Below are 25,166 nucleotides of genomic sequence, written 5' to 3'. Positions count from 1 at the left end.
CGACCAACTTTTGGGATTGAAACGATGTGATGACGTTGGCATCTTCGGTTCCTTTCCGGTGATTACAAACTGTTCGTAACTACAAGTGTAGTGATGTATTTATCACTATGTTGCAAATATATCACATTGACGATTTAGTTTTTGCCGGCGATTCGAAGTTGGGCAACGTGGAATGACAGAGACCGATTGCGTGTTATGAGAAACGATGTATCGAGGGATTCCAAGTTTTCGTAATAACGAATATGATGAATGTTGAGATTCGATACGTAAGTGCGAAGATGCAGCAGCGGAAGGAAGTGTTGATATGGTTGATGGACAGAGGATGACGATTGCGGACGACGTACGCACCAACGGGGCGACGCCGAATCCTTGGTGGGCCAACGCGGTGGTCTATCAGATTTACCCACGCAGTTTCCAGGACAGTAATGGCGACGGTTTCGGCGACATTCAGGGGATTATCTCTAGGCTTGATTACTTGGCCGGTCTTGGCGTGGACGTGCTGTGGCTGAGTCCTGTCTACGTTTCGCCGCAGGTCGACAACGGTTACGACATCGCCGATTACCAGAACATCGACCCCAGATTCGGCACGATGGACGATATGGACGAGCTACTGAGCGAAGCCCACAAACGCGGGCTCAAGGTCGTGATGGATCTCGTCGTCAACCACACCTCGGACGAGCATGCGTGGTTTCAGGCCAGCCGCGACAAGAACGACGAACACGCGGACTGGTATTGGTGGCGGCCGGCGCGCAAGGGGCACGAACCGGGCACGCCGGGCGCGGAACCGAACAAGTGGGGCAGTTATTTCGGCGGTTCGGCCTGGACCTACGATCCGAAACGCGGCGAATACTATCTCCACCAATATTCCGCCAAACAGCCCGACCTCAACTGGGAGAATCCGGAGGTGCGCAAGGCCGTCTACAAGATGATGAATTGGTGGATGGATCGCGGCATCGACGGCTTCCGCATGGACGTCATCGCCGAAATCTCCAAGCGCGTCGATTCCAACGGCAAGCTGCCGGGCGAGCAGGGCGGGCACATTCCTGATTTGCCGGCGAATCATGGCTATTCCACGCCGTTCCTGGCCTGCACTGACGGGCCGCGGCTCGACGAGTTCCTGCGCGAGATGCGCCGTGCGGTCTTCGACGGGCGCGAAGGCTATATGACCGTGGGTGAGGCGCCCGGAATCCGCATGAAACGCGACGGTTATATCACCGATCCGGCCCACGGCGAGCTTGACATGATGTTTCTCTTTGACCACGTGTTGTTTGATTGCAAGAATTATGACACATGGACGCCGGTCCCGTTCAAGGTCGAAGATCTGCGCAAGGTCATGGCCAAGGAGCAGAAGGTGGTGCGCAAAGCCGGTTGGGCGAGCCTGTATTTCAGCAACCACGACCAGCCGCGCGCCCTCTCGCGTTGGGGCGACGACAGCGAGGCGATGCGGGTCAAAAGCGCCAAGGCGCTCGGCCTGCTGCTGCACATGCATCGCGGCACGCCGTATATCTATGAAGGTGAGGAGCTGGGAATGACCAATGCCCACTTCACCCGGCTCGAGCAGTACCGCGACATCCAGTCGCTCAACATCTATCAGGAGCGCGTCGACGAGCAGCATCAGGTCTCGCCCGGGGAAATGCTGGAGGTGCTGGCCAAACGCAGCCGCGACAACGCGCGTACGCCGATGCAGTGGGATGGCAGCAAATACGCCGGCTTTACGGCATCGGATGCTTCGGTCGAACCGTGGATCGCTGTCAATCCGAACCACGATGTCATCAACGTCGAGGCGGAAGTGGACGATCCGGATTCTGTGTATTCCTTCTATAAGAAGCTTATCGAATTACGGCACACCAACGCGGTGGTCGCCGCCGGCGATTGGAAGCTGATTGATGCCCATGACGAGTATGTCTACGCTTTCACGCGTTCGCTCGGCAACGAAAAACTGTTGGTTGCGGTGAACTGTTCCAGCCAGAACGTTCCGATTCCGCGTCAGGCGGCGAAATTGCTGGCAACGAGCGGGAATCTTGACAAGGCTCGGTTGCTGATTTCAACCACTGGTTCGCTGCCCGTGCGAGGTCAGCTTGGCCCATGGGAAGGCTTTGTGTGCCGCGTATAGCAGTGATTTTATTTTTTAGCTGAAACTCTTTAAAACGAGACAGGACAATGCTTCTGTCCCGTTTTGATTTTATTACGATATATGTTAAGCTATAACGTATAGCAGTTAGAGTCATGAGTGCGAGGTAAAGGAGGGACTATGTCGATGGTGCAGATGAACGTTCGTATCGATGCCGACTTAAAAGACGACGTTGACGAGATACTCAAGCGCAGGGGGAAGAACCCAAGTTCCGTGGTGCGTGAGCTGTGGGACTTCATCAAGGATTATGGCGATACTCCGGATTTGCAAACTAAAGCTGAAAAGGCCGATAGGGAAGCCGAAAAGCAGCGCAGACTCAAGGCGATGGAGGATGGTGCGACCTTGTGGTCTCGAACGTTGAAAGAGGCTGGTTTGTCTGATGACGGCGAACATCCTTGGGCGAATATGACATATAAGGAAATGCGCGATGCGGCTTATGAAGATGTAGTCGATGAATATGCGCATAAATAAGAGAGGTGATGACAATGATTGAAGAAAAACGAGTGGTTTTCGACACGAATGTGTTGCTGGATTACCTTCTTGGATGGCGTTCCGGTAACGCGAACGCTATGCAACTTCTGCGTGCCTGTTTGGATTCGGACGTGATTAAGCTGCTTTGCATATCCTTGTCTTTAAAGGATGTTGACTACATTTCGAGGTCATCGTTCAAAAAACAATTTGCAAACAGCGAATCTGTAGTTGTGCAGGCTACGGTCTCCAATATGGCTCCTAAATTCGGTTGGCATTGCGTTGATGATTTATTGAAATTAATTGCAATGGTGGTTGCGGTTGATCAATCAACTTGCAAGAATGCTCTCAAGCTATGGGAGGTTCATCCCGATTATGAGGATGACCTCATTATCGCCGCGTCGCGCCAGGCCAACGCCGACATGGTGGTGACCGGTGACCAGGATCTGATCAAGCATTTTCCGGATTTGTGCGTCAGCGTCGAGGACGCACTGAAGCAGATTGAAGAGGACTGACGGTCTGGTTTTGAGTTGAGTGGGTTCTGGCCGAGCGGGTTCGCGCTTGGCGATTCGGCGGCGCAATCTTTGTGGAGTTGGTTTTGGAATTCGGAAATCATTCGGATTCAAGGTAGTGGCAGGAGTCAATATGGCAGGCAAGGCATTGATCATCGTGGACGTGCAGCCCACGTTCTGCGAAGGTGGGGAGCTTGGGGTCGAAGGCGGCACGGCTGTGGCCGATCGCATCGCCGAATATGTGAAGGCGCATGGCGATGAGTACGCCTATATCGCCACCACGCAGGATTGGCATATCGAACCGGGTTCGCATTTCTCTGACCATCCCGATTTTGTGGATTCATGGCCGAAGCACGGCGTCGCGGGCACGCCGAACGCCGAACTGATGCCACAGATCGCGGCGCTTGGTCTTAAGCACCACTTCAAAAAGGGCCAGTACGCCTCGGCGTATTCCGGCTTCGAAGGCATCGAAGACAATACCGACCGCGTGCAGACCCGCGAGGAATTCGCCCAGATGCAGAAAGACGGCAAAACCTTGGCTCAGGGCTTGAAGGATGCCGGCGTCGACCACGTCGATGTGGTCGGCCTGGCCGAATCGCACTGTGTCAAGGAAACCGCTCTTGACGCCAAGAAGCTGGGGTATTCCGTCACCGTCTTTGAGGACATGACCGAACCGGTCAGCGAGGACCAAGGCGTGAGCGCACGCAAGCAGATGAGCGAAGCCGGCATCGAACTGAAGAATGGGCTCGGTGACTGATGTCTGCATTGCCTTCTTCCTCGTCATTGACCCAGGCTGAGTCTGTATCGTCTGGGCCGTCTAGTGGTGCGCTCGCAGCCCTGAAGCAGTACTTCGGCTACGATTCGTTCCGCGAAGGTCAGGAGGATCTGGTCAATGCCATCCTTGCTGGCCATGACGTTCTGGGGGTAATGCCGACAGGGGCCGGCAAATCCATCTGCTATCAGGTGCCGGCCACCATGTTGCCAGGTCTGACCATCGTCATCTCCCCGCTGATATCGCTGATGCGCGATCAGGTGGACGCCTTGAATGATGCGGGCATCAAGGCCGCGTTCATCAACACCACGCAGGAAAGCGACGAGCAATCCATGGTGTTCGCGCTGGCCCGTCGTGGCGATGTGAAAATGCTTTACGTTGCCCCCGAACGTCTGGAAACCGAACGGTTCCGCAACTTCGCCTCGCAGGTCAAAATATCGCTGATTACGGTGGACGAAGCGCACTGCGTCTCGCAATGGGGACAGGATTTCCGTTCGTCGTATCTGGGCATCGGCGAGTTCATCGACAGTTTGCCGGTGCGACCGACCGTCGCCGCGTTCACGGCGACCGCCACCGAAAAAGTGCGTCGTGATATCGTCCGTTTGCTGCGTCTTCGCAATCCCAAGGTTACGGTTACGGGCTTTGACCGGCCAAATCTCTATTTCGACATCATCAACATGCCGACCAAACGTAAGAACGTATGGATTACCGAATATGCAGCTAAGCATCCCGACGAATCCGGCATCGTCTACTGCGCCACACGCAAGGAGACCGAAGCGCTCGCCGACGAGCTGAACCGACACGGCATCGTTGCCGCCGCTTATCACGGCGGCATGTCCGCTGAGGCGCGCGACAAGGCGCAACGCGATTTCGTCACCGACCAGGTGCCGGTGGTGGTGGCCACCAACGCCTTCGGCATGGGCATCGACAAGTCGAACGTCCGCTACGTCATCCATCACAATATGCCGGAAAGCATCGAGGCCTACTATCAGGAGGCTGGCCGAGCGGGCAGGGATGGCGAACCGGGACGTTGCACTTTGCTCTGGAACGAATCGGATATCGTCACCCGCCGCAGGCTTCTGGACATGGATTCCGACAACGACCGCATGAGCCCCGAAGAGCAAGAGATCGTTCGGCAGAGTCATCGGCGTCTGTTGAACGCTATGATTGGCTATTGCCGCACCACCGAATGTCTGCACCGCTACATCATGCGGTATTTCGCCGATCCCAAGAGCGTCGATCCCGCAGAACATGATTCAGAGCAGGATACGCAAGCGGATGGTGAAACATTCAGGTGCGGCAACTGCTCCAATTGCGAAAGCACGTTCGAGACCATCGACGTTTCCGACGTGGCTCGGGCGGTGAGCCGTTGCGTCCACGACCTGAACCAGAGCTTCGGCATGGGCAAGATCGTATCCGTATTACGAGGCTCTAAAGCGCAGGATCTCATCAATCGTCACCTCGACCGTGTTCCAAGCTATGGTGCGTTGCGTGATGTGCCGGACGCGCGAATCCACGATGTCATCAACCAGATGGCCACCGATGGCTATCTGTTCGTTTCTGAAGGCAGACTGCCGATTGTCCGTTTCGGTGTGCGGGCGGGGGAGACAGTGAAACCCGATTTCCACTATGAGATCAAACGCGTCCAGCGCAAGAAGCCGGTTGCCGCAACATCAGGTTCCGCTTTCGGTTCCTATGATGCCGATGACACAAATGGTGCTGGCGGCTCGCGTGCCGGTAAGGCCGTTTATGGCGATTACGAACCCACCGAAGAGGATGAGGCGCTCTTCCAGAAGTTCCGTGAGCTGCGTCGGACCATCGCCCAGGAAATCGGCAAACCGCCTTACATTGTCTTCTCCGACAAAACCCTGCGTGACATGGCCCGTATCAAGCCGGTCACGGACGCCCAGTTCCTAGCGGTCAACGGCGTGGGCGAGAACAAACTGCACCTTTACGGCCCCCGTTTCATGGACGTGGTGCGCTCCAACTGAGGGAGCGATGGCCATCCGTAATCATCTCATCAGCGAGAGAAAGCATGATTTCTGCCTTGTTTTGATGTTTGCTTGGTAATCCTCTCAGCCGGTGTAGAAAAGACTGCCCAAGGCTCGCGATATGGTGGACGCCGGATTTAGTGTATAGCAGTGTCCATTGGACTCGGAGCTTGCAACGCCTTGTATGGGAAAGCGAAGCTATGAGCTCTGCGGTGGACGGAGTGGGAGTTCGGTTGAGTAGCGATCCGCGATTGCAGGAAGAGCCGCGTGAGGGCGTCCCTGAGGTGACCGACACGCTTGACGGATTCCGCGAGGCATCCGACAGGTTGGCCGCTGGCGATGGCTCGCTGGCGGCCGATGCTGAACGCGCTTCGGGCTATCGATACGGTCATGAGGACTGGCTGGTGCAGTTCAAACGCACCGGTTCCGGCATCGTTCTGCTCGATCCGATAGCCCTGAATGAAGCCGGAGCGGACTGGAACGAATTCAACCGTGCCGTCGGCGATGCCACGTGGATCATCCACGATTCCCTACAGGATCTGCCTGGCTTCACCGATCTGGGTATGAAGGTTCGCAATCTTTTCGATACCGAAATCGCCGCAAGATTGTTGGGGTTGAAACGTTTCGGCCTTGCCGCGGTCACCGAACATTACCTTGGTATTACATTGGCCAAGGAACATTCCGCCGCCGATTGGTCGTATCGCCCCTTGCCAAGGGATTGGCGTAATTACGCGGCCCTTGATGTCGAACTGCTGATCGAACTTGAGCAGAAAATGCGTGCCGATCTCAAAAAAGCCGGCAAAATGGAATGGGCCAATGAAGAATTCAGCCATGCGCTGGCAGAGGGGACAGGTCCGCAAACGCCCCACCCGGTGCCGTGGATGCGCATTTCCCATTTCACCGCGCTTGGCCACGACAGGCGAGGCCAGGCCGTCGCCAAAGCGCTGTGGGAAAAACGCGATGAGCTTGCACGCGAGCATGACATCGCCCCGACCCTGCTTCTGAGCGATGCCGCCATCATCGAGGCCGCCCAGAAGAAGCCACATAACGCCCGCCAGTTCCGCGCCATCCGCAGCCTGAACGAGCGCGTGCGCATCCACATGGGCAACGAGCAGGACAAGATGTTCGAACGTTACGCCCCCATCCAGCGTTCCATCAAGCCCAGCGTGTGGAAAGACACCATCCAAGAGGCGCTGAAACTCAAGCCGAAGGACTGGCCTGAGCCGCCGACGCCCTCGAAGGAGGCACAAGCCAATGCGCCGCGTTCGATGAAATACTGGTCCGTTCATCAACCTGAGCGGTTCGCCCGTCTCAAGAAAGTCCGTGCCGTCATCGCCCAGATCGCGCAGGACACAAGGACCCCGCCCGACGTGGTCATCAAGCCGCAGATCATCCGCAACCTGTGCTGGCGAGATGATGCGGCCGGCCTTGATATCCCTGAGTTTCTACGCGAACAAGGGGCGCGAAAATGGCAGGTTGCGCTTGTCTCTGAGTCCGTAAGTCGCGTTATCATATGAGGGTTGCCTAAGTGCAGAAGTAGTAGGAATAATCGTCAGGAGTACTAGCGTGAAAATCAGCGTGAGGAATCTCGAGCCCACCAAGGTGAAGCTCACCGTCACCGTCGACCCGGAAGAGTTCGACCCGTATCTTGATCAAGCCCGCAAGGAGATCGCCAAGCAGATCAGCGTCCCGGGCTTCCGCAAGGGCCACGTCCCGGGCAAGATCATCGACCAGCGCGTCGGCTTTGGTGCCGTCGCCGGCGAGGCCGTCAACAGCGCCGTCCCGGAGCTTTACTCCAAGGCCCTCGAGGAAAAGAAGATTCGCCCCATGGCCCAGCCCGAGCTGGATGTCAAGGAAATGCCGACCAGCGAGAAGGACGACACCAAGGTGAAGTTCATCGCCACCGTCGAGCGCCGCCCTGAAATCGAGCTGCCGAAGCTCGACGGCATAACCCTTGAGGTCCCCAAGACCGAGGTCACCGATGAGGACGTCGACAAGCGCCTCGACAACCTTCGCCAGCGTTTTGGCACCCTCGTGGGTGTCGATCGTCCCGCCAAGAAGGGCGATTTCGCCAACATCGACCTTGACGCCCAGATTGACGGTGAGTCCGTCGATTCCCAGGAAGGCGTGAGCTACGAGCTCGGCAGCGGCAAGCTGCTCGACGGCATCGACGAAGCGCTTGATGGTCTGTCCGCAGGCGAGGAGACCACCTTCGAAGGCACGCTGGAAAGTGGTGACCACGAAGGCGAGAAGGCCCAGATCAAGGTCAAGGTCAACTCCGTCAAGGCCGAAGAGCTGCCCAAGCTCGACGATGATTTCGCCCAGGAAGCCTCCGAGTTCGACACCTTGGACGAGCTCAAGGCCGATATCCGCAAGCAGTGCGAGCGTGACGGCGAAGGCCGTCAGGCCAATGAGGCGCGCGATGCGTTCCTCGACGCCCTGAAGAAGGACGTGGAGATTCCGGTGCCCGAAGGCGTCCGCAAGGACATGGTCGAAGAGCGCTTGAAGCAGGTCACCGCCGATCCCGAGAAGGCCACCGACGAGCAGAAGAAGGAAGCCGAAGAGACCGCCGACAAGGAGCTCAAGGACCAGATCGTGCTCGACACTTTGGCCGAGCAGCTCGACGTCAAGGTTTCCCAGGCCGATGTCACCAACTTCCTCGCTTCCATCGCCCAGCAGTATGGCATGGATCCGAGCGCCTTCATCAACGCGATCGTCCAGAACGGCCAGCTTGGCTCCGCCGTTCAGGAAGTCGGCCGTTCCAAGGGCCTGCTTGCCGGCATGCGTGCCGTCAAGTTCACCTGCGATGGCAAGGATCTCGACCTGACCCCGTTCCTCGGTGAGGACGAGGCCGTCGAGGATGCCGAGGAGAACGAAAGCGTCGAGGCCGCGTCCGCCGCTGCCGCCGTCGCCGACGAGCTTTCCGACCAAGATGAGGCCGAGTGATTTCGGAGTAATCATCAATCTCTAATAACGCTAAAAGGGAGTACGGGTTCGCCCGGCTCCCTTTTCGTTTGTTTGGTTCAGGTCTATTGCAATGGATGTTGATTTTTAATACTGTTTGGTTCTTTGCATTTTTGCTTTGCGAATGCTGTCAATGTAAGTGGACAGCATGAATGTGGCCGATCGAATTTGGCATTGGTGCGACGGTTTTTCTTGGTCGCGATTATATTGGTCTGAAGATAATTAAGTGGAAGTGGCGCAACGCGTCCTCCATATCAATGTCGCGGAAAGTCAGAAGCGCTGGTGGAAGAAAAGAACGATAGCGGATTGAAACGGCTGGGCCTGCTCGCCGCCGTCATCTTCCTGCTCGGGGGAGTCGTCGGCGTGAGTTCCGGCCTGCTCGGCCTGATGCTGAGCGGTGTCGAACGGATCATGCTGGGCTATGTCGAGAACCCGCAGAATCCGAGCCCCTATCAGGTGGCGGCGTGGCGGCGCATCGCGTCGATTGTTGGCGGATCGGTGTTCGCGGCGGTCGTCTGGTGGCTGCTGCGTACCAAAACCACCAAAGTGCCGTCAGTGAAGATTGCCGTGGCGGGGGAACGAATGCCAGTTTGGCAGACCACCGTTCATGTCTTGTTGCAGATCTTCATCGTGGGTTCTGGCTCGTCCATCGGCCGTGAGGTCGCACCGCGCGAGTTCGGTGCGATGCTTGGGCAACGCTTTTCGAAACTTGTCCATTTAAACGACGAAAAAGACCGCAAGACCGTTGTCGCCGTAGCCGCGGCGGCAGGACTTGCTGGTGTCTACAACGCCCCACTCGCCGGCACGTTTTTCGCCATCGAGATCCTGCTTTCCGACATCAGCATGGAAACCGTCACCTTGGCGCTCGGCACCTCGGCGGTATCGGCCTATATCGCTTCGATGATCCGCGGGCGCGGTACGTTCTACGGGATGTCCGCCATGGGCAAATCTGTGATTTCGACGCTGAGCCTGACCTTGTTCGCCGTTCTCGCCGGCATTGTCTGCGGTATCGCCGGCGCGCTGTTCCGCAAAGGCTCGCAATGGGCCGAAGGCAACAAACCCAAAGGCGCGGGCATCCTCTGGATGATGCCGTTGGCCGCGCTGGCGACTGGCATCGTGGCGATATGGCTGCCGCAGATCATGGGTAACGGCCGTTCCGTGGCGCAATACGCCTTTGCCGCCACCGCCCGCGAGGCTGATGCCCTCATACCGATTCTGCTGGCTCTGCTGGTGGCCAAAGTCGTGTTGACGCTCGGCACCATCCGTTCCGGCGCTTCTGGCGGCGTGCTCCAGCCTGGCATTTCGATAGGTGCGACACTGGGCGCATTGCTCGGTTTCGCGTGGGTTTTGTTGAGCCCAGGTGACACCGTCACCGCGTGTGCGTTGGTCGGGGCTTCGGCGTTGCTCGCCGCCTCTCAGCAGGCGCCGCTGATGGCAATGTGCCTGGTGATGGAACTGACGGGGGCACCGATGGCCTTCTTCGTGCCGGTCGGTGTCGGCGTGGCCGTGTCGGCGCTGGTTTCGCGCGGTTTCATCGGCTTTGTTTCTCGTTCTCAGCGCAAAAAACTGAGGGCTGTCGTATAAGTGCGGGTAATATCTTTAACGGTAATAAAACGTGAATATCAAGGAGATATGGTGGCAGGATTGCTGACATCTACGCCGTCGATGGACGAGGGGGAGGATTCCGCTCCCTCCATCACGGATCCGATTTTCAATAGGCTCTTGAAGGAGCGCATCATCTGGCTTGGCGACGAGGTCAAGGATCAGAACGCTAACGTCATCTGCGCCCAGATGTTGATGCTCGCGGCCGAAGACCCGAAGAAGGACATCTGGCTTTACATCAATTCGCCCGGCGGTTCCATCACCGCCGGCATGGCCATCTACGACACCATGCAGCTCATTGAGCCCGACGTGGCCACCGTCGCTGTCGGCATGGCGGCCTCCATGGGCCAGTTCCTGCTTTCCAGCGGCACCAAGGGCAAGCGTTTCGCCACTTCCCATGCCCGTATCCTGATGCACCAGCCTTCCGGCGGCATCGGCGGCACGGCCACCGACGTGCGCATCAACGCCGAGCTGATCATGGACATGAAGCAGACCCTTTCGAAGCTCACGGCCGAGCAGACCGGCCACACCCTCGAAGAGATTTACCGCGACAACGAATACGACCACTGGTTCACCGCCCAGCAGGCGCTGGAATACGGTTTCTTCGATAAGATCGTGACCACGCCGGGCACGATGAGCACCAAGAAGGACGGGGAGTGAACATGGCAAGTGAAGAAGCGAAGTTTGTAGCTCGTGCCGAGCGTCTCGCGGGCCCGCGTGGCGTGGCCGGTTTTGCGCCCCAGAACCGTTACGTGATGCCGCAGTTCAGCGAGAAGACGCCGTACGGTATGAAGACGCAGGATGCGTATAGCCGTCTGTTCGAGGATCGCATCATCTTCATGGGCGTGCAGGTGGACGACACCTCCGCCGACGACATCATGGCTCAGCTCTTGGTGCTGGAAAGCCAGGACCCTAACCGCGACGTGATGATGTACATCAACTCTCCCGGCGGCTCGATGACCGCGATGACGGCCATCTATGACACGATGCAATACATCAAGCCTGATGTGCAGACCGTCTGCCTTGGCCAGGCCGCTTCGGCCGCTGCGGTCATTTTGGCTGCTGGTACCAAGGGCAAGCGTCTGATGCTCCCGAACGCGCGTGTGCTCATCCACCAGCCGGCCATCGATCAGGGATTTGGCAAGGCCACCGAGATCGAGATCCAGGCCAAGGAAATGCTGCGTATGCGCGAATGGCTCGAGGAGACTCTTGCCAAGCACACCGGCCAGTCGGTCGAGCGCGTCCGCAAGGACATCGAGGTCGACACCTTCCTGACGGCCCAGGAGGCCAAGGATTACGGCATGGTCGACGAGGTGCTTGCCAACCGCAAGTAGTGGTAGCGGTAACGGTTACGGTAGTGATTATGCCGCGATTCGCCGTGTAGATTTACAACAAAAATAATTCGATACCCCTTGCGTTCGCGCGTGAGGGGTATCGTCGTATTGGATGTGCTGCTGGAAAAGCGGCGAACAAATGGTCATGACAGGCTGAGCTGAAAGCGTGCGACGCGGTAAGGAGAAGGCATGGGCGACGTGGTGGATTATAACGACTCCGTCCCGCGCTGCGGATTCTGCGGCAAAAGCGAACGTCAGGTGCGCAAGCTGGTCACCGGCCAGGGTGCGGCGATCTGCGACGAGTGCATCGCCCAATGCGTCGACCTCATCAACGATGACACCGACGAGGAAGTCAAGATTAATGCGCTGAACCTGCCCAAACCTTCAGAAATATACGCCTATCTCGACCAGTACGTGGTCGGCCAGCCGCAGGCCAAGCGCACCCTTTCCGTGGCCGTCTACAACCATTACAAGCGCGTCAACATGGAGATGGGCGAGGGTGGCCGCGTCTCCGGCGCGGGGATGGGCAAGGCCGCTGCCGCATCGGGTGCTGCGCGAAAAGCCGTCACCGCTGGAAACAACAAGGCAGGTTCCTCCAAACGTTCTGGAAAATCAAGTGGTGACCCTCTGGTCGACGTTCAAGTGGCCAAATCCAATATTCTGCTGCTTGGACCCACGGGCGTTGGCAAGACCTATCTGGCGCAGACGCTCGCCCGCGTGATGAACGTGCCATTCGTCATTGTGGACGCCACCACGCTGACCGAGGCCGGCTATATCGGCGACGACGTGGAGAGCGTGTTGCAACGGCTCCTGCAGGCCGCTGACGGCGATGTGGATCGGGCACAGCACGGCATCGTTTACATTGATGAGATTGACAAGATCGCGCGCAAAAGTGGTGAAAGCGCCTCGCTGACCCGTGACGTGAGTGGGGAGGGCGTGCAGCAGGCGCTGCTGAAGATCCTCGAAGGCACCATCGCCTCGGTGCCGCTGGAAGGTGAGGGTACGCGCAAGCACCGCGATCAGAACACCGTCAAGATGGACACGCGCGACATCCTCTTCATTTGTGGCGGCGCGTTCGTCGGTCTCGACGCCATCGTCCGCAAGCGGCTCGGTGCGCAGGAAAGTGGTTTCACCGCCACCCTGCACGAGCACGACGAAAGCAAAGCCGATCTGTTGCGGCAGGTCGATGCGGATGATCTGGGCGATTTCGGACTGCTGCCCGAATTCATCGGCAGACTGCCGGTAGTCAGCGTGCTCGACGAACTCACCGAGCAGGATCTGCGCGATATCCTCGTGCGCCCGGCCAATGCGCTGGTCAAGCAATACCGCAAGCTTTTCGCCGTCGACGGGGTCAAACTCTCGTTCACCGATGAGGCCATCGCCGCCATCGCCGCCAAGGCGATTAGAGAGGGAACCGGTGCCCGCGGACTACGTTCCATCATTGAAAAGACGCTTGAGGAGACGATGTTCCAGCTTCCGGAGATGAACGATGTTCAGCAGGTTATCGTGGACGCTTCCGCCGTCAGCGGTGAGGGCGTGCCGAAGATGGTGGTTTCGTCGGCCTCGTCCGGGCATTCTTCGCGTCGCAGCAAGGTACACGCGTTCGGATAAGCGGAACGTTACTTGTTTTCTGGGTTATGGTTTTGACTGGTGTCTTGAATGACAAGGCTTGAAGCTTTTGTTTTGTCGTTGTTGATGTTTCAGATATTCATACCTGCTATCGACTGATGGAGTTCGTTCGTGGAGGTTTGGATGACCATCAGCGAACGGTTTTCCATGAATTGCGGGACATGATTCCAGATCGTTATGTAATGCATTGATGTGCCTTCGCGACACGCCTATGCTTGCGAGAATCGACCCGAAACGTTATATTAGATGAGTTGTCAAAAACAAGGTTCTTGACACTGCGCACGTAGCCCAATGGATTAGAGCAGCTGACTACGGATCAGCAGGTTACAGGTTCGAATCCTGCCGTGCGCACCATTCAATTCCGCGGAATTTCAACGATTCCGCGGATTTACTTTTTCCAGGTGTCCAATAGGTGTCCAATAGAAATAATATTTTGGTTGGACACCGTTGCCGAAATGTTGTTTATTCCGTTATTCGTGCGTAGCCTGTAACTGTGGCCTGTAGCCTTCATGTATGGCTAGGGAAAATACGTTCCGTTCGTATTGTCTGTTTGACAGGAGGGAAGCGAATCGGGATGCAGGTATGGCTATCGTGAAGGAGCCGTTCCCGGATCTGGTTTCTTCGACTTCCTCCTCCATCAGCTCAGATTCATCGTATAGGTACTCATATTTTTCTTTTTCGATGGGATCGAGGTCTTTGAGATCCTTCTGGAGCCCAGATCCGTCAGATGCCAGAAGATCGTGCTTATAACGTTCGATGTTATCGAAAATCGGAAGGATATCGTCATGAATACCTTGAACGTATTCTTCATCGAGTGAAAATCGGCTCGCGTCAAGTTTTTTTAAAACTGCAGGATATCGCAGGATGTCCCAGAGCCTTTCGAGCTCCAGACGCGTCTTTTCTATGGATATAGGGTTGTTCTTGTGGCATTGGGGGCATCGATCCACACCAAATGGATACACTTTAAAGGTGCCGGGGTTTGACGGATCTTCCCAATGGTTAAATATATCTGGCCGGTAGATCCGGTTCTGCCCATCTCGCCAATACTCTGCTAGTACGGGCGCTGCTTGTTTTCCGTTCCTCCTATGAGTTTCGGAATTTTCACAGCGGATCACGACTCGGCTAAAATCTTGTGTTGCATTATTTTCTGCCATAATTATTCATTTCTTCTGATCGTACTCATGCTTTTGTCCTATTTTATGTGGCTAGCTAACGTTTATGTAGACACATGCGTTTATCGCTATTAGCGTGAAGTTTGCATAGTAACTGCATAATTGCTATCATTGACATTGTACCTAGTGGTTTGTTGGCATTTAAAAATGTCATGGGTTCGGCCCAGCAAATTATCTAAATCACGTAATATGTGTATCGCTGTTGCGCGTACTCTCTCGCAAGGGTGTGATGCTAAGGAGCATTATGCCTACAATAGTGGGTACCCATAGTAACAACAATGTCAGTTTAGACCACTCATTCGTGTCTGTTTCCTGTGCTGCGAAGCGCTGGGGTGTTTCTCCTGACCTTCTGTATCGTGACATCGCTCGCGGCGACCTTATGGCCTACCGCCATCCGAGCCCGCATGGCGGCAAGAACGCGCTGCTTCGTGTGTATATGGCCGATGTAGACGCTCTGTTCGAACCGGCGAACCCGATGGCGGGTGATGCCCGATGAGCGGACAGCCGGAACTCATGAGCTATAAGCCACGATATACGGACGGTACGGGTGACGAGAGGTCACGGAAGACGGCCGCCAGTTTTGGTTCTATGACCGAGGGATTGACGACGAATATAGTACTCGCTGGCAGTGGGATTAAGCCAGACTCACTCCAGGAGAAGATTTATGCGAGGGTGAGTAACGGATATCCGGTTCGCATGTCCAAAGGTCCTAAAGGCAAGCCGGTGGGCGTTGATACCAGCACAATGGGCAGATTGGTACGGGAAGCTTGCGAGGCTCTTGGGTGTCCGCTTCGGGTTGTCCGGCGTGAAGTGGGCAGAGAGCGTGGCTCGCAGCTTTGCGCATACGACAAAGAGTCTGGCGTTTATTTGCCATCGGATGTGGTCGAGTCCGATATCGCCGTGATCGCAAGGGTTTTTGCGGAAAGTATTTTTCTTCCGGTGACTAAGCGCGAAGTTGACGAGGTTATTGCGGAGATCCATGATATGGCACCACGTGTGACTTTGACATCCCGCAGTGAATATGTGCCGCTCGCCAATGGCGTATGGGACGTGAAAGGCAATGTCCTCAAGCCGTTCTCTCCGGATCTCGTGTTCCTGGCGAAGGGCGGCATTCCGTACAACCCCCAAGCCGAGAGTCCGGTCATCGATGGCTGGGAGGCCATGAGTTGGCTTAAGGACACGTATGGCGATGAGCTTGTCCCGATGATTCGGGAGATGCTCAAGGCTTCCCTGATCCCAAGCCTGGCGGTGAGGGCGCGGAAGGCGATTTTCCTCGTCGGCGATGGCAGCAACGGCAAGTCGACGCTACTCAACCTCATGGTCAGCATTGTCGGGAGGGAACAGACAGCATCACTTCCACTGTCGGTTTTCAATGACCCCAGCCAGTCGCGTTGGATCGGTGCCTCCCTGGAGCATACATCGCTGGTCATCGGTGACGACAATGACGCGAACACGTATTTCAATGACAGTTCCATGTTCAAATCCATCATCTCCGGCGGTGAGATCAAGGCCGAGCACAAAGGCAAGGACAGCTATCTTCTCAAACCGTGCTGCCTCGTGGTTCAGGCGTTCAACGATCTTCCGCGAGTGAAGGACAAGAGCGAGGCGATGTTGGACAGGATTGTGGTCGTTAAGCTGACCAAGCAGTTCAAGGATCATGCCCGGCGGCCGGAGATCGGCGATTACCTGCAACGGACGGATGTGCTGAGCTACCTGCTTACCTGGGCGTTGTTGTGCCCGGACTTCGGTACATGGGCCGAAACCGAATTTTCCAGGCGCGCGCTTGAGGAATGGGCGTTGGAGAACGATCCCGTCAAGGAGTGGTGGTTCGACATTCACGATCAACTTTACGGTATGTCTGAAATTCCGAGCAGCGCGTTGTATGAGCTTTACGAGCGCTGGTTCAAGCGGAACCATCCTTTAGGCAGGATAGTCGGGAGAATAGTATTCGGCAAGGCTCTCAGGCCCCTTGCCGAGTCTGATGGATGGCAGCTGGGCGTGCCGTCGATTAGCAAATCAAGGCTGCCTACGCTTGAGGGTCGCGAGGATTACGTGGCAGAGACCATTTCCGAATCCATTGTGCGTTCCATAGATCAGGGCAAGCATCAGGTACGTGGCTTGAAGCGTATTCCACGCGCCAAGGAGGCACCTGCCGTCAACATCCCACCTACCCGTCATAAGCCGACACCGGAGGAGATGCTGGGCTAGTTCCGCTGTCTTATTCCGTCGTCCCGATGCCACACGTCTGTGGCTGTCGGGGCGGCGGCTCCAATCACATTTTTGCTTCAGGAGGTGGCTGTTTTGGCTGGTGTCAATCTTGGAAAATATTCGTTTTCGAAGGCCGTCGCGATCATTTTCCATGTTCTTCGTCTTGGCGAGCGGCATTCGAATCCCCATATAGATCAGGCGCTGACGCGGTTGAACGTGGTGCTGAGTGTGGATGGCGAGGATCTGATGGCCCGTCTGCGCCGGATCGTGGGGGAGGTGCGCGCGGCCAAGCCACCGGGCCGGCGGTGGCGCAAGGACACGGTGGTGATGTGCTCGATGGTCTATGACCTGCCCGAGGACTTCCCGCATCCTGATGACCGCGGGGCCGTCATCCGGTTCTTCCGCGGGTGCCTGACCGAGCAGTCGGCGATGGCCGGCGGCTGGGGCATGTGCGTGGGCGGCGTCATTCATTATGACGAGGTCCACGACTACGTGGTCCCGCGTTCCCAGCTTGAGGCCGAGGGCGTGCCGGCGGGTCCGGACGACCCGCCGGTGACGCGCACCTCGCGCATCCACATGCACGCCATGTTCGTGCCAGCGACCTCTCCGGAGCAGATCGAGAGGATCAACGGGACAGCCCCGCGGACGCGCTCGCGCCGTGGGCGTGCGCCACAGGGCGTGTGGTTCGACTGCAACCGTCTGGTGACCCGCAAGTGGCTGCGTGAACTGAACCGTAGGATACAGGCTTTGGCGCGTGACCGGTTCGACTGCCATTACGAGTCTACAAAGGCCTCGTATTCGTCCAATGCCGAGGTCGAGAAGCTGAAGATGGACAGCGCAGTGGCCGCCGAGGTGGCCCCGCTGGCCCGGAGGACGCTTGAGGTCCGCAAAAAGGCCCAAAACGATGCCCTCAAGGCCCATAAGGAGCTGGAGACGACTGAATGCCGCCGGACGGCTCTGGACAAGCGTGAGAAGGCGCTGGACGCCCGTGAGGCATCACTGCTGGAATGGCTGCGGGAGACGTGTGAGCGTTTCGTGACTGCGTTGCGTTCGTGGCTTTCACATGAGATGGCCCGTGCTAAAACCCTGGTCGAGCAGGCTCGGCGAGAGGGCTATGAACAGGGCTATCGCGCCGGCGTGGAAAAGGGCGCTGCCGCCCGGCCCGTCGCACCCCCGCCTGAAAAGGAGAAGGCGTTGGAGGCGTTGGGGCGGATGCTGGACGACGAGCCCGGTCTGCTGCCCAGACACGCCTCCGGACGCCTGTATACGGCCGATGAGTGGCGTGGGCTTCCCCCGGCACGCAGAAGGGAGCTTCTGGACCGCATGGAGCCGGATACGGGAAGGGGGCGCTCCCATGAGCGTGTCCTGTAGATCCGCCGGCCTCTGGCTGCCGCCCTAGACGCGACGGCGGGTGCTCCGCCGTAACCCGGTAAAGAACGAATTTATATGTGTGCCGTTATGAACGGCACGGAAGGAAGTAGGGAAAATGGAACCCAACATTAAGATTGACAAGACGGTCAACATCATCATCGGCATGGGCATGCGGCACGAGCCGTTCGACCCCGACGAGATGGCGAGACGCATCGACGAGGGTGCCCGGCATCTGCCGGACGGGACCGATGCCGCCGAAGTGATGGCCGCGATGCGTGCCGATGACGGTTTCACCGGCAGGCTGACGAGCCCGGGCTGGTTCGAGACCTGTTGCTACGAGTACGGCGTGCTGTGCGCCGGCACCCGTGGCCTCGAGGGTTATGCGGGCGATATGCGGATGCTGAAACGCTACCTGTACCTCAGGTACCTCGGCGAGGACGGCGACGAGATCGCCAGGCGCCTCCTGAAGATCGCGTCCGGCGGCGGGGACGCCGACGGTGACCCTGACGGCGGCGACGGTGACGGCCCGTTCCTCGCGCTGGTGCGTCGGATGCGCGACCATGACGACCGGGCGCTCGCCGCCTGGTCCGGGCTGCAAGGGGACGGGCGGTCGTTCGACGAGATCGCCGACGAGCTTGACGCCGAGGCGTCGCAACTCGTGGAGGGCATGGACCCCGGCCGTCGCGCGGTCATGGAGGCCGAGGACTATCTGGCCCGCCTTGAAACCGGCGACGATGGCGGTGACGCCTCCGGTGAGGATCTTTCGGCTTGTCCCGCCCCCGTACCCGCCGGTCCCGAACTGGGCTAGCAATCCGTCCGCGCCCGGCGTCTCTGCGCCGGTGTGCGGGTGGCGCGGGTCGAGGGGGCCTATCGGCTCCCTCGCCTGGATCCAAGGCTGGAACGCCTTGGCCGCAGCCTCCGCCGTGCTTGTGGACGGGAGCCGTGACCCGTGTCACCGCGCACCCGCCCACCGACACGGCGAAGGCGAGGAGCCGAAGACAGGAAAGGCCGGGCGGCAACCGATGCAAGGTTGCCGCCCGGCCTTTCATGCAATGAGGCAGAGGGGTGTCGGGGGCGTAAGCCCCTGGCCATTTCAGGGTTAAGCCACCCGGCAGGGACACGCCCCGCGTGGTGACCTCGGTCATGGCTTAGCCCTTAAATGCAAGGGCTAACGTAGTTGGCCCGCTCCTCATATCGAGGATTCATACCATCATCTAGTCTTCCGATACACGTGGTACACCTCAACAGCACAGCAAACAGCGGCCTATTGGTATCTTTGACATGCTACTAGGATAAACAACTTTGCCTGTTTTAGCGCGCTGAAACGTTACAATCAATACTGTCCATGACGATAGCCATGCAGCCCAAACAGGGATCACAAATCACAAAAACCATTCTCTAAAGAATGACGGCCTCTACATTGCATCTCAGTAGATGAAATGGATCTTCTCAGAAACACTCAGCAAAACAAGATCCATCGCTAGGATCAATCCAAGGGCCGTGTGCAGCAAGTGGATCTTTACCGCCGTTTGAAGGTGCAGACGGCGTATATGAAGGTGCTGGTTGATAGGACGGCGCAGGTGCCGATGGAGTGGAAGGCGCGGAATAGCGCGACGAGTTCCATCCGCCGGAACGGGAACCGAAGCCAACAGAGGAACGGCCTCCACCAGTTGAACCCTGGGCCGACTGTGCCTGGGCCTGCGCGGCCTCTTGGGCTTGTTGCGCCGCTTGGGCGGCAGCCTGTGCGTCGGCGTCGGACTTCTGCTTGACGGAGCCGTTGACGGCGCTCATCGCATCGACCAGCTGGCTATCCGCCGCATCATAGGCTTGGTAATCGCCGGTCGATGCCGGGGTTGCGGCGTCGGCGACGCCTCCGGCCAGCATCCCCACGGCCAACAGCAACGTCGCCGTGCCCGCCAGCAGCGGGCGAATCTTCCTTGTGTTCCTCTTCTCGTTCATGTCTTGCATCGTAGCCCGCTTCCACGACCTGACCGTTAGTGTTTGTCATGCCGTTCTTTCCTCAGGTGTGCGTACAATGCGATACCGGAGATCGAACACCAAGGAGAAGGACGGGCATGGAAGCCATCACCGCGTACATCAGAAACCACAGGATCGCCAGCACCGTCGTCGCACTGCTGGTCGTAGCGCTGGTAGGCGTGGGCGCGTATCTGGGCGTACAAGCCGACCACAGGACGGCGCTGGCCGACTGCCGGCAAAGCGAGACCGCCGTCAACACCGCCTACAAGCAGCACCAGGCGACACTCGCCAAAGGCGCCAGCCTCGCCAAGGACGCCAAGAAGCCCGGCGAGCTCACCGACAAGACCCTGCTGAAAACCGTCGAAGAAGACAGCGCTAAGGCCGGCAAGGCGCCAAAAGCCGTCTCTTGTCCTGCGGGCGGGCCGACCAAGAACATCCGCCAGACCGCGATCGACAACCGCGACCTCGCCGCCACATACACCGGAAATACGGATACAGCCAAACACCAGCAGGCGCTCGTCAATGACATGGACAGGACCACCCACAAGAGGCTCGACGGCGACCTCGCCAAGGCCGAGCAGCTCTACAAGGACTCCGACGGCAAGGTGGCCGACAACGCCACCCGTGACCAGCTCAAGAAAGCCATCGACCACGCCAAAGCCGTCAGCAAAGACTCGAACGCCAAGAGCTGACATCCTCCAAACCTTCGAAAGGGGAGCGATGCGACGGCCGACCAAGCTCGTCGTATCGCTCCCTTTTCCTTTCAACAACCCGTTTTCGGGTGTCCCATAAACGGTCGTTTACGGGACGCCTATAACCCGGTTCGGTTTTTACCGGTTTCCTTACGCTTTCGACGTACCACAACCCGTACCGTATTCAATGTCCGATATAATGGAATAGTAACGGGTTTCGGTACGAAAGGATTCGGGATGCTGATCGGATACGCCAGGGTCTCCACGTTGGACCAGAACGAGGATCTCCAGGTGGACGCGCTTGTTAAGGCCGGGTGCGAACGCGGTCACATCTACGTCGATCACGCCAGCGGGGCGAAGGAGCACCGACCCCAGCTCGACCTCATGCTCCAGACCCTGCGCGAGGGCGACACCGTGGTCGTCTGGAAGCTCGACCGCATGGGCCGCAGCCTCCAGAACCTCGTCAACCTCATGAACCGGTTCCAAGAGGCAGGGGTGGGATTCAAAAGCCTCACGGAGAACATCGACGCGACCACCTCGGGCGGGATGCTCGTCTACAACATTTTTGCCGCCATGGCCCAGTTCGAGCGCGACCTGATCCGAGAGCGCACCAACGCCGGCCTCCAGGCCGCACGCCGGCGAGGACGCAAGGGCGGGCGCAAGCCCAAGCTCACCCCAGCCCAGGCCAAACGCGCCCGCGAGCTCTACGAATCCGGCACCGTCACCGTCAACGAGATCGCCAGCCAATACAACGTCGGACGCACCACTATCTACCGAACCTTGCAACAAACCAAGAAGCAATAAATGGCTCTGGTGCTCTTTTGCAATGCTGCTAGAATTCGGGTTCTTGGCGTGTCGTTGGTTCGACTGCTTGAGATGACTGCATCCAAGGATCCACTATCGGTTTTGATTCTTTTTCCCGTTGTTTGAAGGCAAATTGTATTTGCTTGTCTTCAGGGTCTGCTCTCTCGAGTATGGTGAGCGCCTGCTCCCCGAAATCTGACAGGTGGAACCAAAGTACATTATCGTTGTCGTCCCAGTTCGTTGTTTCGGGCGACTCGTATGTCTCAATGAGGCCGGTGCGCCTGAGTTTTGATGCTATTGAATCCTCTGAGGGAGGCGAGATGGTTGTCGTGTTCCAATTGACTTGCCAGGACAGGTCGGCATTGAACCTTTCGAAAAGGGAATCCCATGTTTTATTTTCTATCAGGAAGCGGCCCATGAGTCTGAACACCGAGCCTAAAGTCGTCTCAAGATCAAACCTTTCGAAATCAGTGGTTGGCTTACGGTATCCTGCCCCTTGAATGGTGAGTTTCCTGTCGGATAGCTCTTTTGCCTGCTCCAGGGTGACAGGTTCCGTCGTTTCTTTTTCTTCCTTGTCTTCTTTTTTGAAGAGTGCCAGTTGATTAATGAGTGACTTTTTCTCCGCTTCCAGTTCGTCGCTTTTCTTCCTGAGACTGTTGACAGTGGCGAGGCTGTCGGCCACGGTCGAGGGGGCGTCACCCCTCGACCAGCCACACAACTGGTTTTCGAGGCGCTCCCTCTCTTCGTTCACGGCTGTGACGATGTCGGTGGTCAGTACCGCCGGATCATCGCCGGCTTTCCAACTGCCGCATTCCCGATCGTCACTTCTTATTTGCGCCTTGAACTCTTCAAGTTTGGTGTCGTCCCTATCGCATTCATCGCGAGGAAGTTGACCTGGATTTTCACAGATAAACGCTAATACGGGAATCTTTTTCTCGAGAGCCATCAGATACTCGCACTCGACATAGCCCTTTTTGAAATAGGGCGATTTCGGGTTTTCGTTGATTGACCCATAACGGCCACCAATGATAAGTACGAGTATATCGGTCTCATCTAAAGCCGTTGAGATACGGTCGAGCTGGGGTTGGTCAGTGGCCGCGAAGTGCTCCATACCTGCGGGAATGTAGTCACGGGTCCATAACGCGTCCAGGGCCGCCTTCCTGAGATCCTCCAGATCAGTGAACGTGGAACTGACGAAGACCTGATATTTCTTCCTTGTTGGTCTCATTGGTATCATTTGGTCTCATTTCTTCGTACTTCTGCGTAAATAGTTTCAGCGTATCATGGCATTCCGGCAATACAGTGTCTGTTGTGGGACTCTCCCCACCTTGCCTAGCTAGGACAACTCGACCACCATGACAACCGTGAGGAACAGACCCGCAACGGCTCCCTAGTCACTTATAGCCTTGACGAGACACTGGACCAACTTGACCTGAAACAGAGGCATCGGTGTGCGAAACGGCCGGACCGTTAAACGCTTCTTCAAATCTCGCAAGAAGTTTGATAAGACTGTTGCCACGCAGACCCTCCATGGCTTCAATTGGCTGTTTGGGGTCGAAGGTAGGCCAAAGTGGACGGATATAGACAGCTATAGACGGTCGATGTTTCATAACTGTCTTGCGTGGAACCGTTGGAAATACAAGGTTTCTATGGAAGACTAGACGGATAGACGGGTATTTTAGAATACAATAGCTAATATGAAATTATTTATGGTGTAATGGTATTTGTGGTGAGGAATACGAGTGGGCTACTATCTGTCTATCCGTCTAATACCGTGTATGAAACATTGATATTGTTTGGTTTAGTATGTAGACGGATAGGGGTGTGTGGCGGCGAGGTAGCTGTCTACTCTAGACAGCTGTGGCTTGTCCTTCGTGGCTCATTCGTTGTGCGGCGAGGGCGATGTCTTTTGAAACTTGATCGTCATCGGCATGGAAGTATTGCTGTGCGGATTTGATTTCCGATTGCCCTGAGAAGCGCATGATTGCGGGTAGCGTGGCCTTGCTGTATCTGGCGTACCATGTAATGCCGGTGTGGCGTAAGGCATACATGTCGAATCGTTTTGGCGGGTTGCTCTGTGGTGGCAGCCCCGCTTCATCGGCAGCTTTTCGGAGGACACGGTAGATAGTATGGTCATCCCACATACGTCCGATAGTTGAAGGGAACAAGAGTGAAAGCTGGTCCAGGCCGACGTTTTGGTTCATGTATTCGATGAGACGGTCCTTAAGCAGAGGACTGATTGGTACATGTCGTTTTGAAGCCTTGGATTTAGGTTTGCCGACGATGAGCTTAGTCGATCCCGTTTGGGGGTCGAGCCCGCGCGTTGCCGCTTTGTCGATATTGATGTACCAGATTCCAGTTTCATCTTGTTGGACATCGCTACGGGTCAGACAAATTGCCTCTTCACGGCGCAAAGCGCAATATGCGGTAGTCAAAAAGAGCATGCGCATACTTTGAGTGCCACGAACGTCCACCGGGCGTGCGTCGCCTGGCCTGGCACCTAATTTTGGTCGTGCATGTACAACGACTTTCGAGGCGAACAGCTCAATTTCTTCTTGGGTTGCCGCATAGCGCTCGGTGGCGCGCCGACGAACTCCAGCGCGTGGAATATCTACTGGATTGATAGTCACTCTCGGTTCTGTAGGATCGTGGCATGCAGCTTGCATGATGGAGTGCAGAAGGTTGTATGCCACTGCTTTGCGGTGTTCACTGACGGTCAAGGAATTATGCCATGCAGCGATTTGAGTAGTTGAAAGCTGGGGAAGTGGCGTGCGGCCGAGATAGGGCTTAATCAGTTGGTTGTATGTCTGCCACATGTTTTTCTGGTGACTTGGAGCGTGGCTTCTTGCTCCGCACCGTTCCGGGTGATCGATGAAGGTTGCTGCGTAATCATCAAGTGTTTGGGCTGCCTGCGCCGTTGGATGTGAAGGCTGCTCTTTTTCGGCACATTCATATTTGCGACCGCTGGCTTCGGCCAAATCTATGGATGCGGCGACAGCATTGAGTGCGGCAACCGCCTGATGGCGTGTGTGATAGGAATGAGAGTGCTTCCGGCCGCCACATGCGGGGCAATGATATCGAGCTATGTAACGGAAAGAGCCATTGGCAGCCATTCGTAGGATGATGCCACCAGTAGCCGGTCGAAGCTTCTGGACCGCCACCTGCTCACGCTCAAATTTCGTTTTTTCAGCATCGGTGAGATGAGACTTCATATCAACCTTCTTATAGGTGTCCAATAGGTGTCCAACAACATCCTATAATAGCAACAATATCGACAATATCAACATTTGAAAATTAGATTAAAACGTTGTAAATAAGCCAAAAACTGTTAATCTACAACTTCTATTATTATAGCACAGGTTACAGGTTCGAATCCTGCCGTGCGCACAAATTAAATCCGCGGAATCGCAAGGTTCCGTGGATTTTTTGATTTCTCGACAATATGCTTTGCCGATGGCATGTATTCCAAATGTATCCCTGCATACAGGTGCCGTTTCCGGAAAGGCAATCTGGGAAATGCTCTTCTTTGCTGTGCTGTT

General features: G+C 56.7%; 21 protein-coding genes and 1 tRNA gene. 18 read left to right on the top strand and 4 right to left on the bottom strand.

Annotated elements, in window-relative coordinates:
• Positions 1 to 304 precede the first annotated feature (304 nt).
• The 12 genes from OZX73_RS06105 to OZX73_RS06050 all read left to right on the top strand — a co-directional run bounded on the left by OZX73_RS06105 (position 305) and on the right by OZX73_RS06050 (position 13,757).
• Positions 305 to 2,113 carry an alpha-glucosidase gene (locus OZX73_RS06105; RefSeq protein WP_277148546.1) on the top strand — a complete coding sequence of 603 codons (1,809 nt, stop codon included), beginning with the start codon at positions 305 to 307 and terminating at the stop codon, positions 2,111 to 2,113.
• Between the two features lie 138 nt (positions 2,114 to 2,251).
• Positions 2,252 to 2,602 (top strand): damage-inducible protein J, encoded by a 351-nt coding sequence (locus tag OZX73_RS06100; RefSeq protein WP_277148544.1) that lies wholly within the window; start codon positions 2,252 to 2,254, stop codon positions 2,600 to 2,602.
• 14 nt (positions 2,603 to 2,616) lie between these two features.
• A complete protein-coding gene (locus OZX73_RS06095) occupies positions 2,617 to 3,114 on the top strand; it encodes a PIN domain-containing protein (RefSeq protein ID WP_277148541.1) in 498 nt (165 codons plus the stop codon).
• A gap of 130 nt (positions 3,115 to 3,244) precedes the next feature.
• Positions 3,245 to 3,868 carry an isochorismatase family protein gene (locus OZX73_RS06090; RefSeq protein WP_277148539.1) on the top strand — a complete coding sequence of 208 codons (624 nt, stop codon included), beginning with the start codon at positions 3,245 to 3,247 and terminating at the stop codon, positions 3,866 to 3,868.
• The gene (gene recQ / locus OZX73_RS06085) at positions 3,868 to 5,874 is read left to right on the top strand and encodes a DNA helicase RecQ (RefSeq protein WP_277148537.1); all 2,007 of its coding nucleotides are present in this window, start codon (positions 3,868 to 3,870) and stop codon (positions 5,872 to 5,874) included. The genes OZX73_RS06090 and recQ overlap by 1 nt, the downstream gene beginning before the upstream one ends.
• 200 nt (positions 5,875 to 6,074) lie before the next feature.
• Entirely contained in the window at positions 6,075 to 7,391 is a 1,317-nt protein-coding gene (locus tag OZX73_RS06080) for an HRDC domain-containing protein (RefSeq protein WP_277148535.1), read from the top strand.
• A 49-nt stretch (positions 7,392 to 7,440) separates the two neighbouring features.
• Positions 7,441 to 8,820, top strand: a complete 1,380-nt coding sequence (tig, locus tag OZX73_RS06075) for a trigger factor (protein ID WP_277148533.1) — start codon at positions 7,441 to 7,443, stop codon at positions 8,818 to 8,820.
• Between the two features lie 300 nt (positions 8,821 to 9,120).
• Positions 9,121 to 10,422, top strand: coding sequence for a chloride channel protein (locus tag OZX73_RS06070; RefSeq protein ID WP_277148531.1), 1,302 nt, complete (start codon positions 9,121 to 9,123; stop codon positions 10,420 to 10,422).
• A 51-nt stretch (positions 10,423 to 10,473) separates the two neighbouring features.
• Complete coding sequence (locus OZX73_RS06065; RefSeq protein WP_277150942.1) at positions 10,474 to 11,100, top strand: ATP-dependent Clp protease proteolytic subunit; 627 nt, start codon at positions 10,474 to 10,476, stop codon at positions 11,098 to 11,100.
• 2 nt (positions 11,101 to 11,102) lie between these two features.
• Positions 11,103 to 11,774 (top strand): ATP-dependent Clp protease proteolytic subunit, encoded by a 672-nt coding sequence (locus OZX73_RS06060; RefSeq protein ID WP_277148529.1) that lies wholly within the window; start codon positions 11,103 to 11,105, stop codon positions 11,772 to 11,774.
• 189 nt (positions 11,775 to 11,963) lie between these two features.
• Entirely contained in the window at positions 11,964 to 13,385 is a 1,422-nt protein-coding gene (clpX, locus tag OZX73_RS06055) for an ATP-dependent Clp protease ATP-binding subunit ClpX (protein WP_277148527.1), read from the top strand.
• Positions 13,386 to 13,680: 295 nt separating this feature from the next.
• A tRNA-Arg gene (locus OZX73_RS06050) sits at positions 13,681 to 13,757 on the top strand.
• Between the two features lie 116 nt (positions 13,758 to 13,873).
• Here the strand turns inward: OZX73_RS06050 and OZX73_RS06045 are convergent.
• Positions 13,874 to 14,557: a hypothetical protein gene (locus OZX73_RS06045; RefSeq protein ID WP_277148525.1), complete on the bottom strand. Its 684-nt coding sequence runs from the start codon at positions 14,555 to 14,557 to the stop codon at positions 13,874 to 13,876.
• Positions 14,558 to 14,819: 262 nt separating this feature from the next.
• Between OZX73_RS06045 and OZX73_RS06040 the strand changes: the two genes are divergently transcribed.
• The 4 genes from OZX73_RS06040 to OZX73_RS06025 all read left to right on the top strand — a co-directional run bounded on the left by OZX73_RS06040 (position 14,820) and on the right by OZX73_RS06025 (position 18,962).
• Positions 14,820 to 15,071, top strand: a complete 252-nt coding sequence (locus OZX73_RS06040; RefSeq protein ID WP_277148523.1) for a hypothetical protein — start codon at positions 14,820 to 14,822, stop codon at positions 15,069 to 15,071.
• A gap of 200 nt (positions 15,072 to 15,271) precedes the next feature.
• On the top strand, positions 15,272 to 16,783 hold the full coding sequence (locus OZX73_RS06035) for a phage/plasmid primase, P4 family (protein WP_277148521.1): 1,512 nt from the start codon (positions 15,272 to 15,274) through the stop codon (positions 16,781 to 16,783).
• 93 nt (positions 16,784 to 16,876) lie between these two features.
• Positions 16,877 to 18,154, top strand: a complete 1,278-nt coding sequence (locus tag OZX73_RS06030; RefSeq protein WP_277148519.1) for a hypothetical protein — start codon at positions 16,877 to 16,879, stop codon at positions 18,152 to 18,154.
• Between the two features lie 115 nt (positions 18,155 to 18,269).
• Positions 18,270 to 18,962 carry a hypothetical protein gene (locus OZX73_RS06025; RefSeq protein WP_277148517.1) on the top strand — a complete coding sequence of 231 codons (693 nt, stop codon included), beginning with the start codon at positions 18,270 to 18,272 and terminating at the stop codon, positions 18,960 to 18,962.
• A 641-nt stretch (positions 18,963 to 19,603) separates the two neighbouring features.
• On the opposite strand, the gene OZX73_RS06020 is transcribed toward OZX73_RS06025, so the two are convergent.
• Entirely contained in the window at positions 19,604 to 20,113 is a 510-nt protein-coding gene (locus tag OZX73_RS06020; RefSeq protein WP_277148515.1) for a hypothetical protein, read from the bottom strand.
• A gap of 116 nt (positions 20,114 to 20,229) precedes the next feature.
• Between OZX73_RS06020 and OZX73_RS06015 the strand changes: the two genes are divergently transcribed.
• On the top strand, positions 20,230 to 20,823 hold the full coding sequence (locus OZX73_RS06015) for a hypothetical protein (protein WP_277148513.1): 594 nt from the start codon (positions 20,230 to 20,232) through the stop codon (positions 20,821 to 20,823).
• Between the two features lie 237 nt (positions 20,824 to 21,060).
• Complete coding sequence (locus OZX73_RS06010; protein WP_277148511.1) at positions 21,061 to 21,627, top strand: recombinase family protein; 567 nt, start codon at positions 21,061 to 21,063, stop codon at positions 21,625 to 21,627.
• A 28-nt stretch (positions 21,628 to 21,655) separates the two neighbouring features.
• Here OZX73_RS06010 and OZX73_RS06005 read toward each other — a convergent pair whose 3' ends face one another.
• Both OZX73_RS06005 and OZX73_RS06000 read right to left on the bottom strand, forming a co-directional pair.
• Entirely contained in the window at positions 21,656 to 22,855 is a 1,200-nt protein-coding gene (locus tag OZX73_RS06005) for a DUF4062 domain-containing protein (protein ID WP_277148509.1), read from the bottom strand.
• A 622-nt stretch (positions 22,856 to 23,477) separates the two neighbouring features.
• Complete coding sequence (locus tag OZX73_RS06000) at positions 23,478 to 24,839, bottom strand: site-specific integrase (protein WP_277148507.1); 1,362 nt, start codon at positions 24,837 to 24,839, stop codon at positions 23,478 to 23,480.
• Between the last annotated feature and the right edge of the window lie 327 nt (positions 24,840 to 25,166).

Origin of the sequence: Bifidobacterium sp. ESL0775 (assembly GCF_029395475.1) — a bacterium.
Lineage (GTDB): Bacteria > Actinomycetota > Actinomycetes > Actinomycetales > Bifidobacteriaceae > Bifidobacterium.
Note: the sequence above shows the minus strand (reverse complement) of the source record. Positions and strands in the feature narration are given on the sequence as shown.

Bases quoted from the DNA above. Each gene is read 5' to 3' on its own strand.
- OZX73_RS06105 (WP_277148546.1), top strand. From the start codon at position 305: ATGGTTGATGGACAGAGGATGACGATTGCGGACGACGTACGCACCAAC.
- OZX73_RS06100 (WP_277148544.1), top strand. From the start codon at position 2,252: ATGTCGATGGTGCAGATGAACGTTCGTATCGATGCCGACTTAAAAGAC.
- OZX73_RS06095 (WP_277148541.1), top strand. From the start codon at position 2,617: ATGATTGAAGAAAAACGAGTGGTTTTCGACACGAATGTGTTGCTGGAT.
- OZX73_RS06090 (WP_277148539.1), top strand. From the start codon at position 3,245: ATGGCAGGCAAGGCATTGATCATCGTGGACGTGCAGCCCACGTTCTGC.
- recQ (WP_277148537.1), top strand. From the start codon at position 3,868: ATGTCTGCATTGCCTTCTTCCTCGTCATTGACCCAGGCTGAGTCTGTA.
- OZX73_RS06080 (WP_277148535.1), top strand. From the start codon at position 6,075: ATGAGCTCTGCGGTGGACGGAGTGGGAGTTCGGTTGAGTAGCGATCCG.
- OZX73_RS06060 (WP_277148529.1), top strand. From the start codon at position 11,103: ATGGCAAGTGAAGAAGCGAAGTTTGTAGCTCGTGCCGAGCGTCTCGCG.
- clpX (WP_277148527.1), top strand. From the start codon at position 11,964: ATGGGCGACGTGGTGGATTATAACGACTCCGTCCCGCGCTGCGGATTC.
- OZX73_RS06045 (WP_277148525.1), bottom strand. From the start codon at position 14,557: ATGGCAGAAAATAATGCAACACAAGATTTTAGCCGAGTCGTGATCCGC.
- OZX73_RS06040 (WP_277148523.1), top strand. From the start codon at position 14,820: ATGCCTACAATAGTGGGTACCCATAGTAACAACAATGTCAGTTTAGAC.
- OZX73_RS06035 (WP_277148521.1), top strand. From the start codon at position 15,272: ATGTCCAAAGGTCCTAAAGGCAAGCCGGTGGGCGTTGATACCAGCACA.
- OZX73_RS06025 (WP_277148517.1), top strand. From the start codon at position 18,270: ATGGAACCCAACATTAAGATTGACAAGACGGTCAACATCATCATCGGC.
- OZX73_RS06020 (WP_277148515.1), bottom strand. From the start codon at position 20,113: ATGAACGAGAAGAGGAACACAAGGAAGATTCGCCCGCTGCTGGCGGGC.
- OZX73_RS06015 (WP_277148513.1), top strand. From the start codon at position 20,230: ATGGAAGCCATCACCGCGTACATCAGAAACCACAGGATCGCCAGCACC.
- OZX73_RS06010 (WP_277148511.1), top strand. From the start codon at position 21,061: ATGCTGATCGGATACGCCAGGGTCTCCACGTTGGACCAGAACGAGGAT.
- OZX73_RS06005 (WP_277148509.1), bottom strand. From the start codon at position 22,855: ATGAGACCAACAAGGAAGAAATATCAGGTCTTCGTCAGTTCCACGTTC.
- OZX73_RS06000 (WP_277148507.1), bottom strand. From the start codon at position 24,839: ATGAAGTCTCATCTCACCGATGCTGAAAAAACGAAATTTGAGCGTGAG.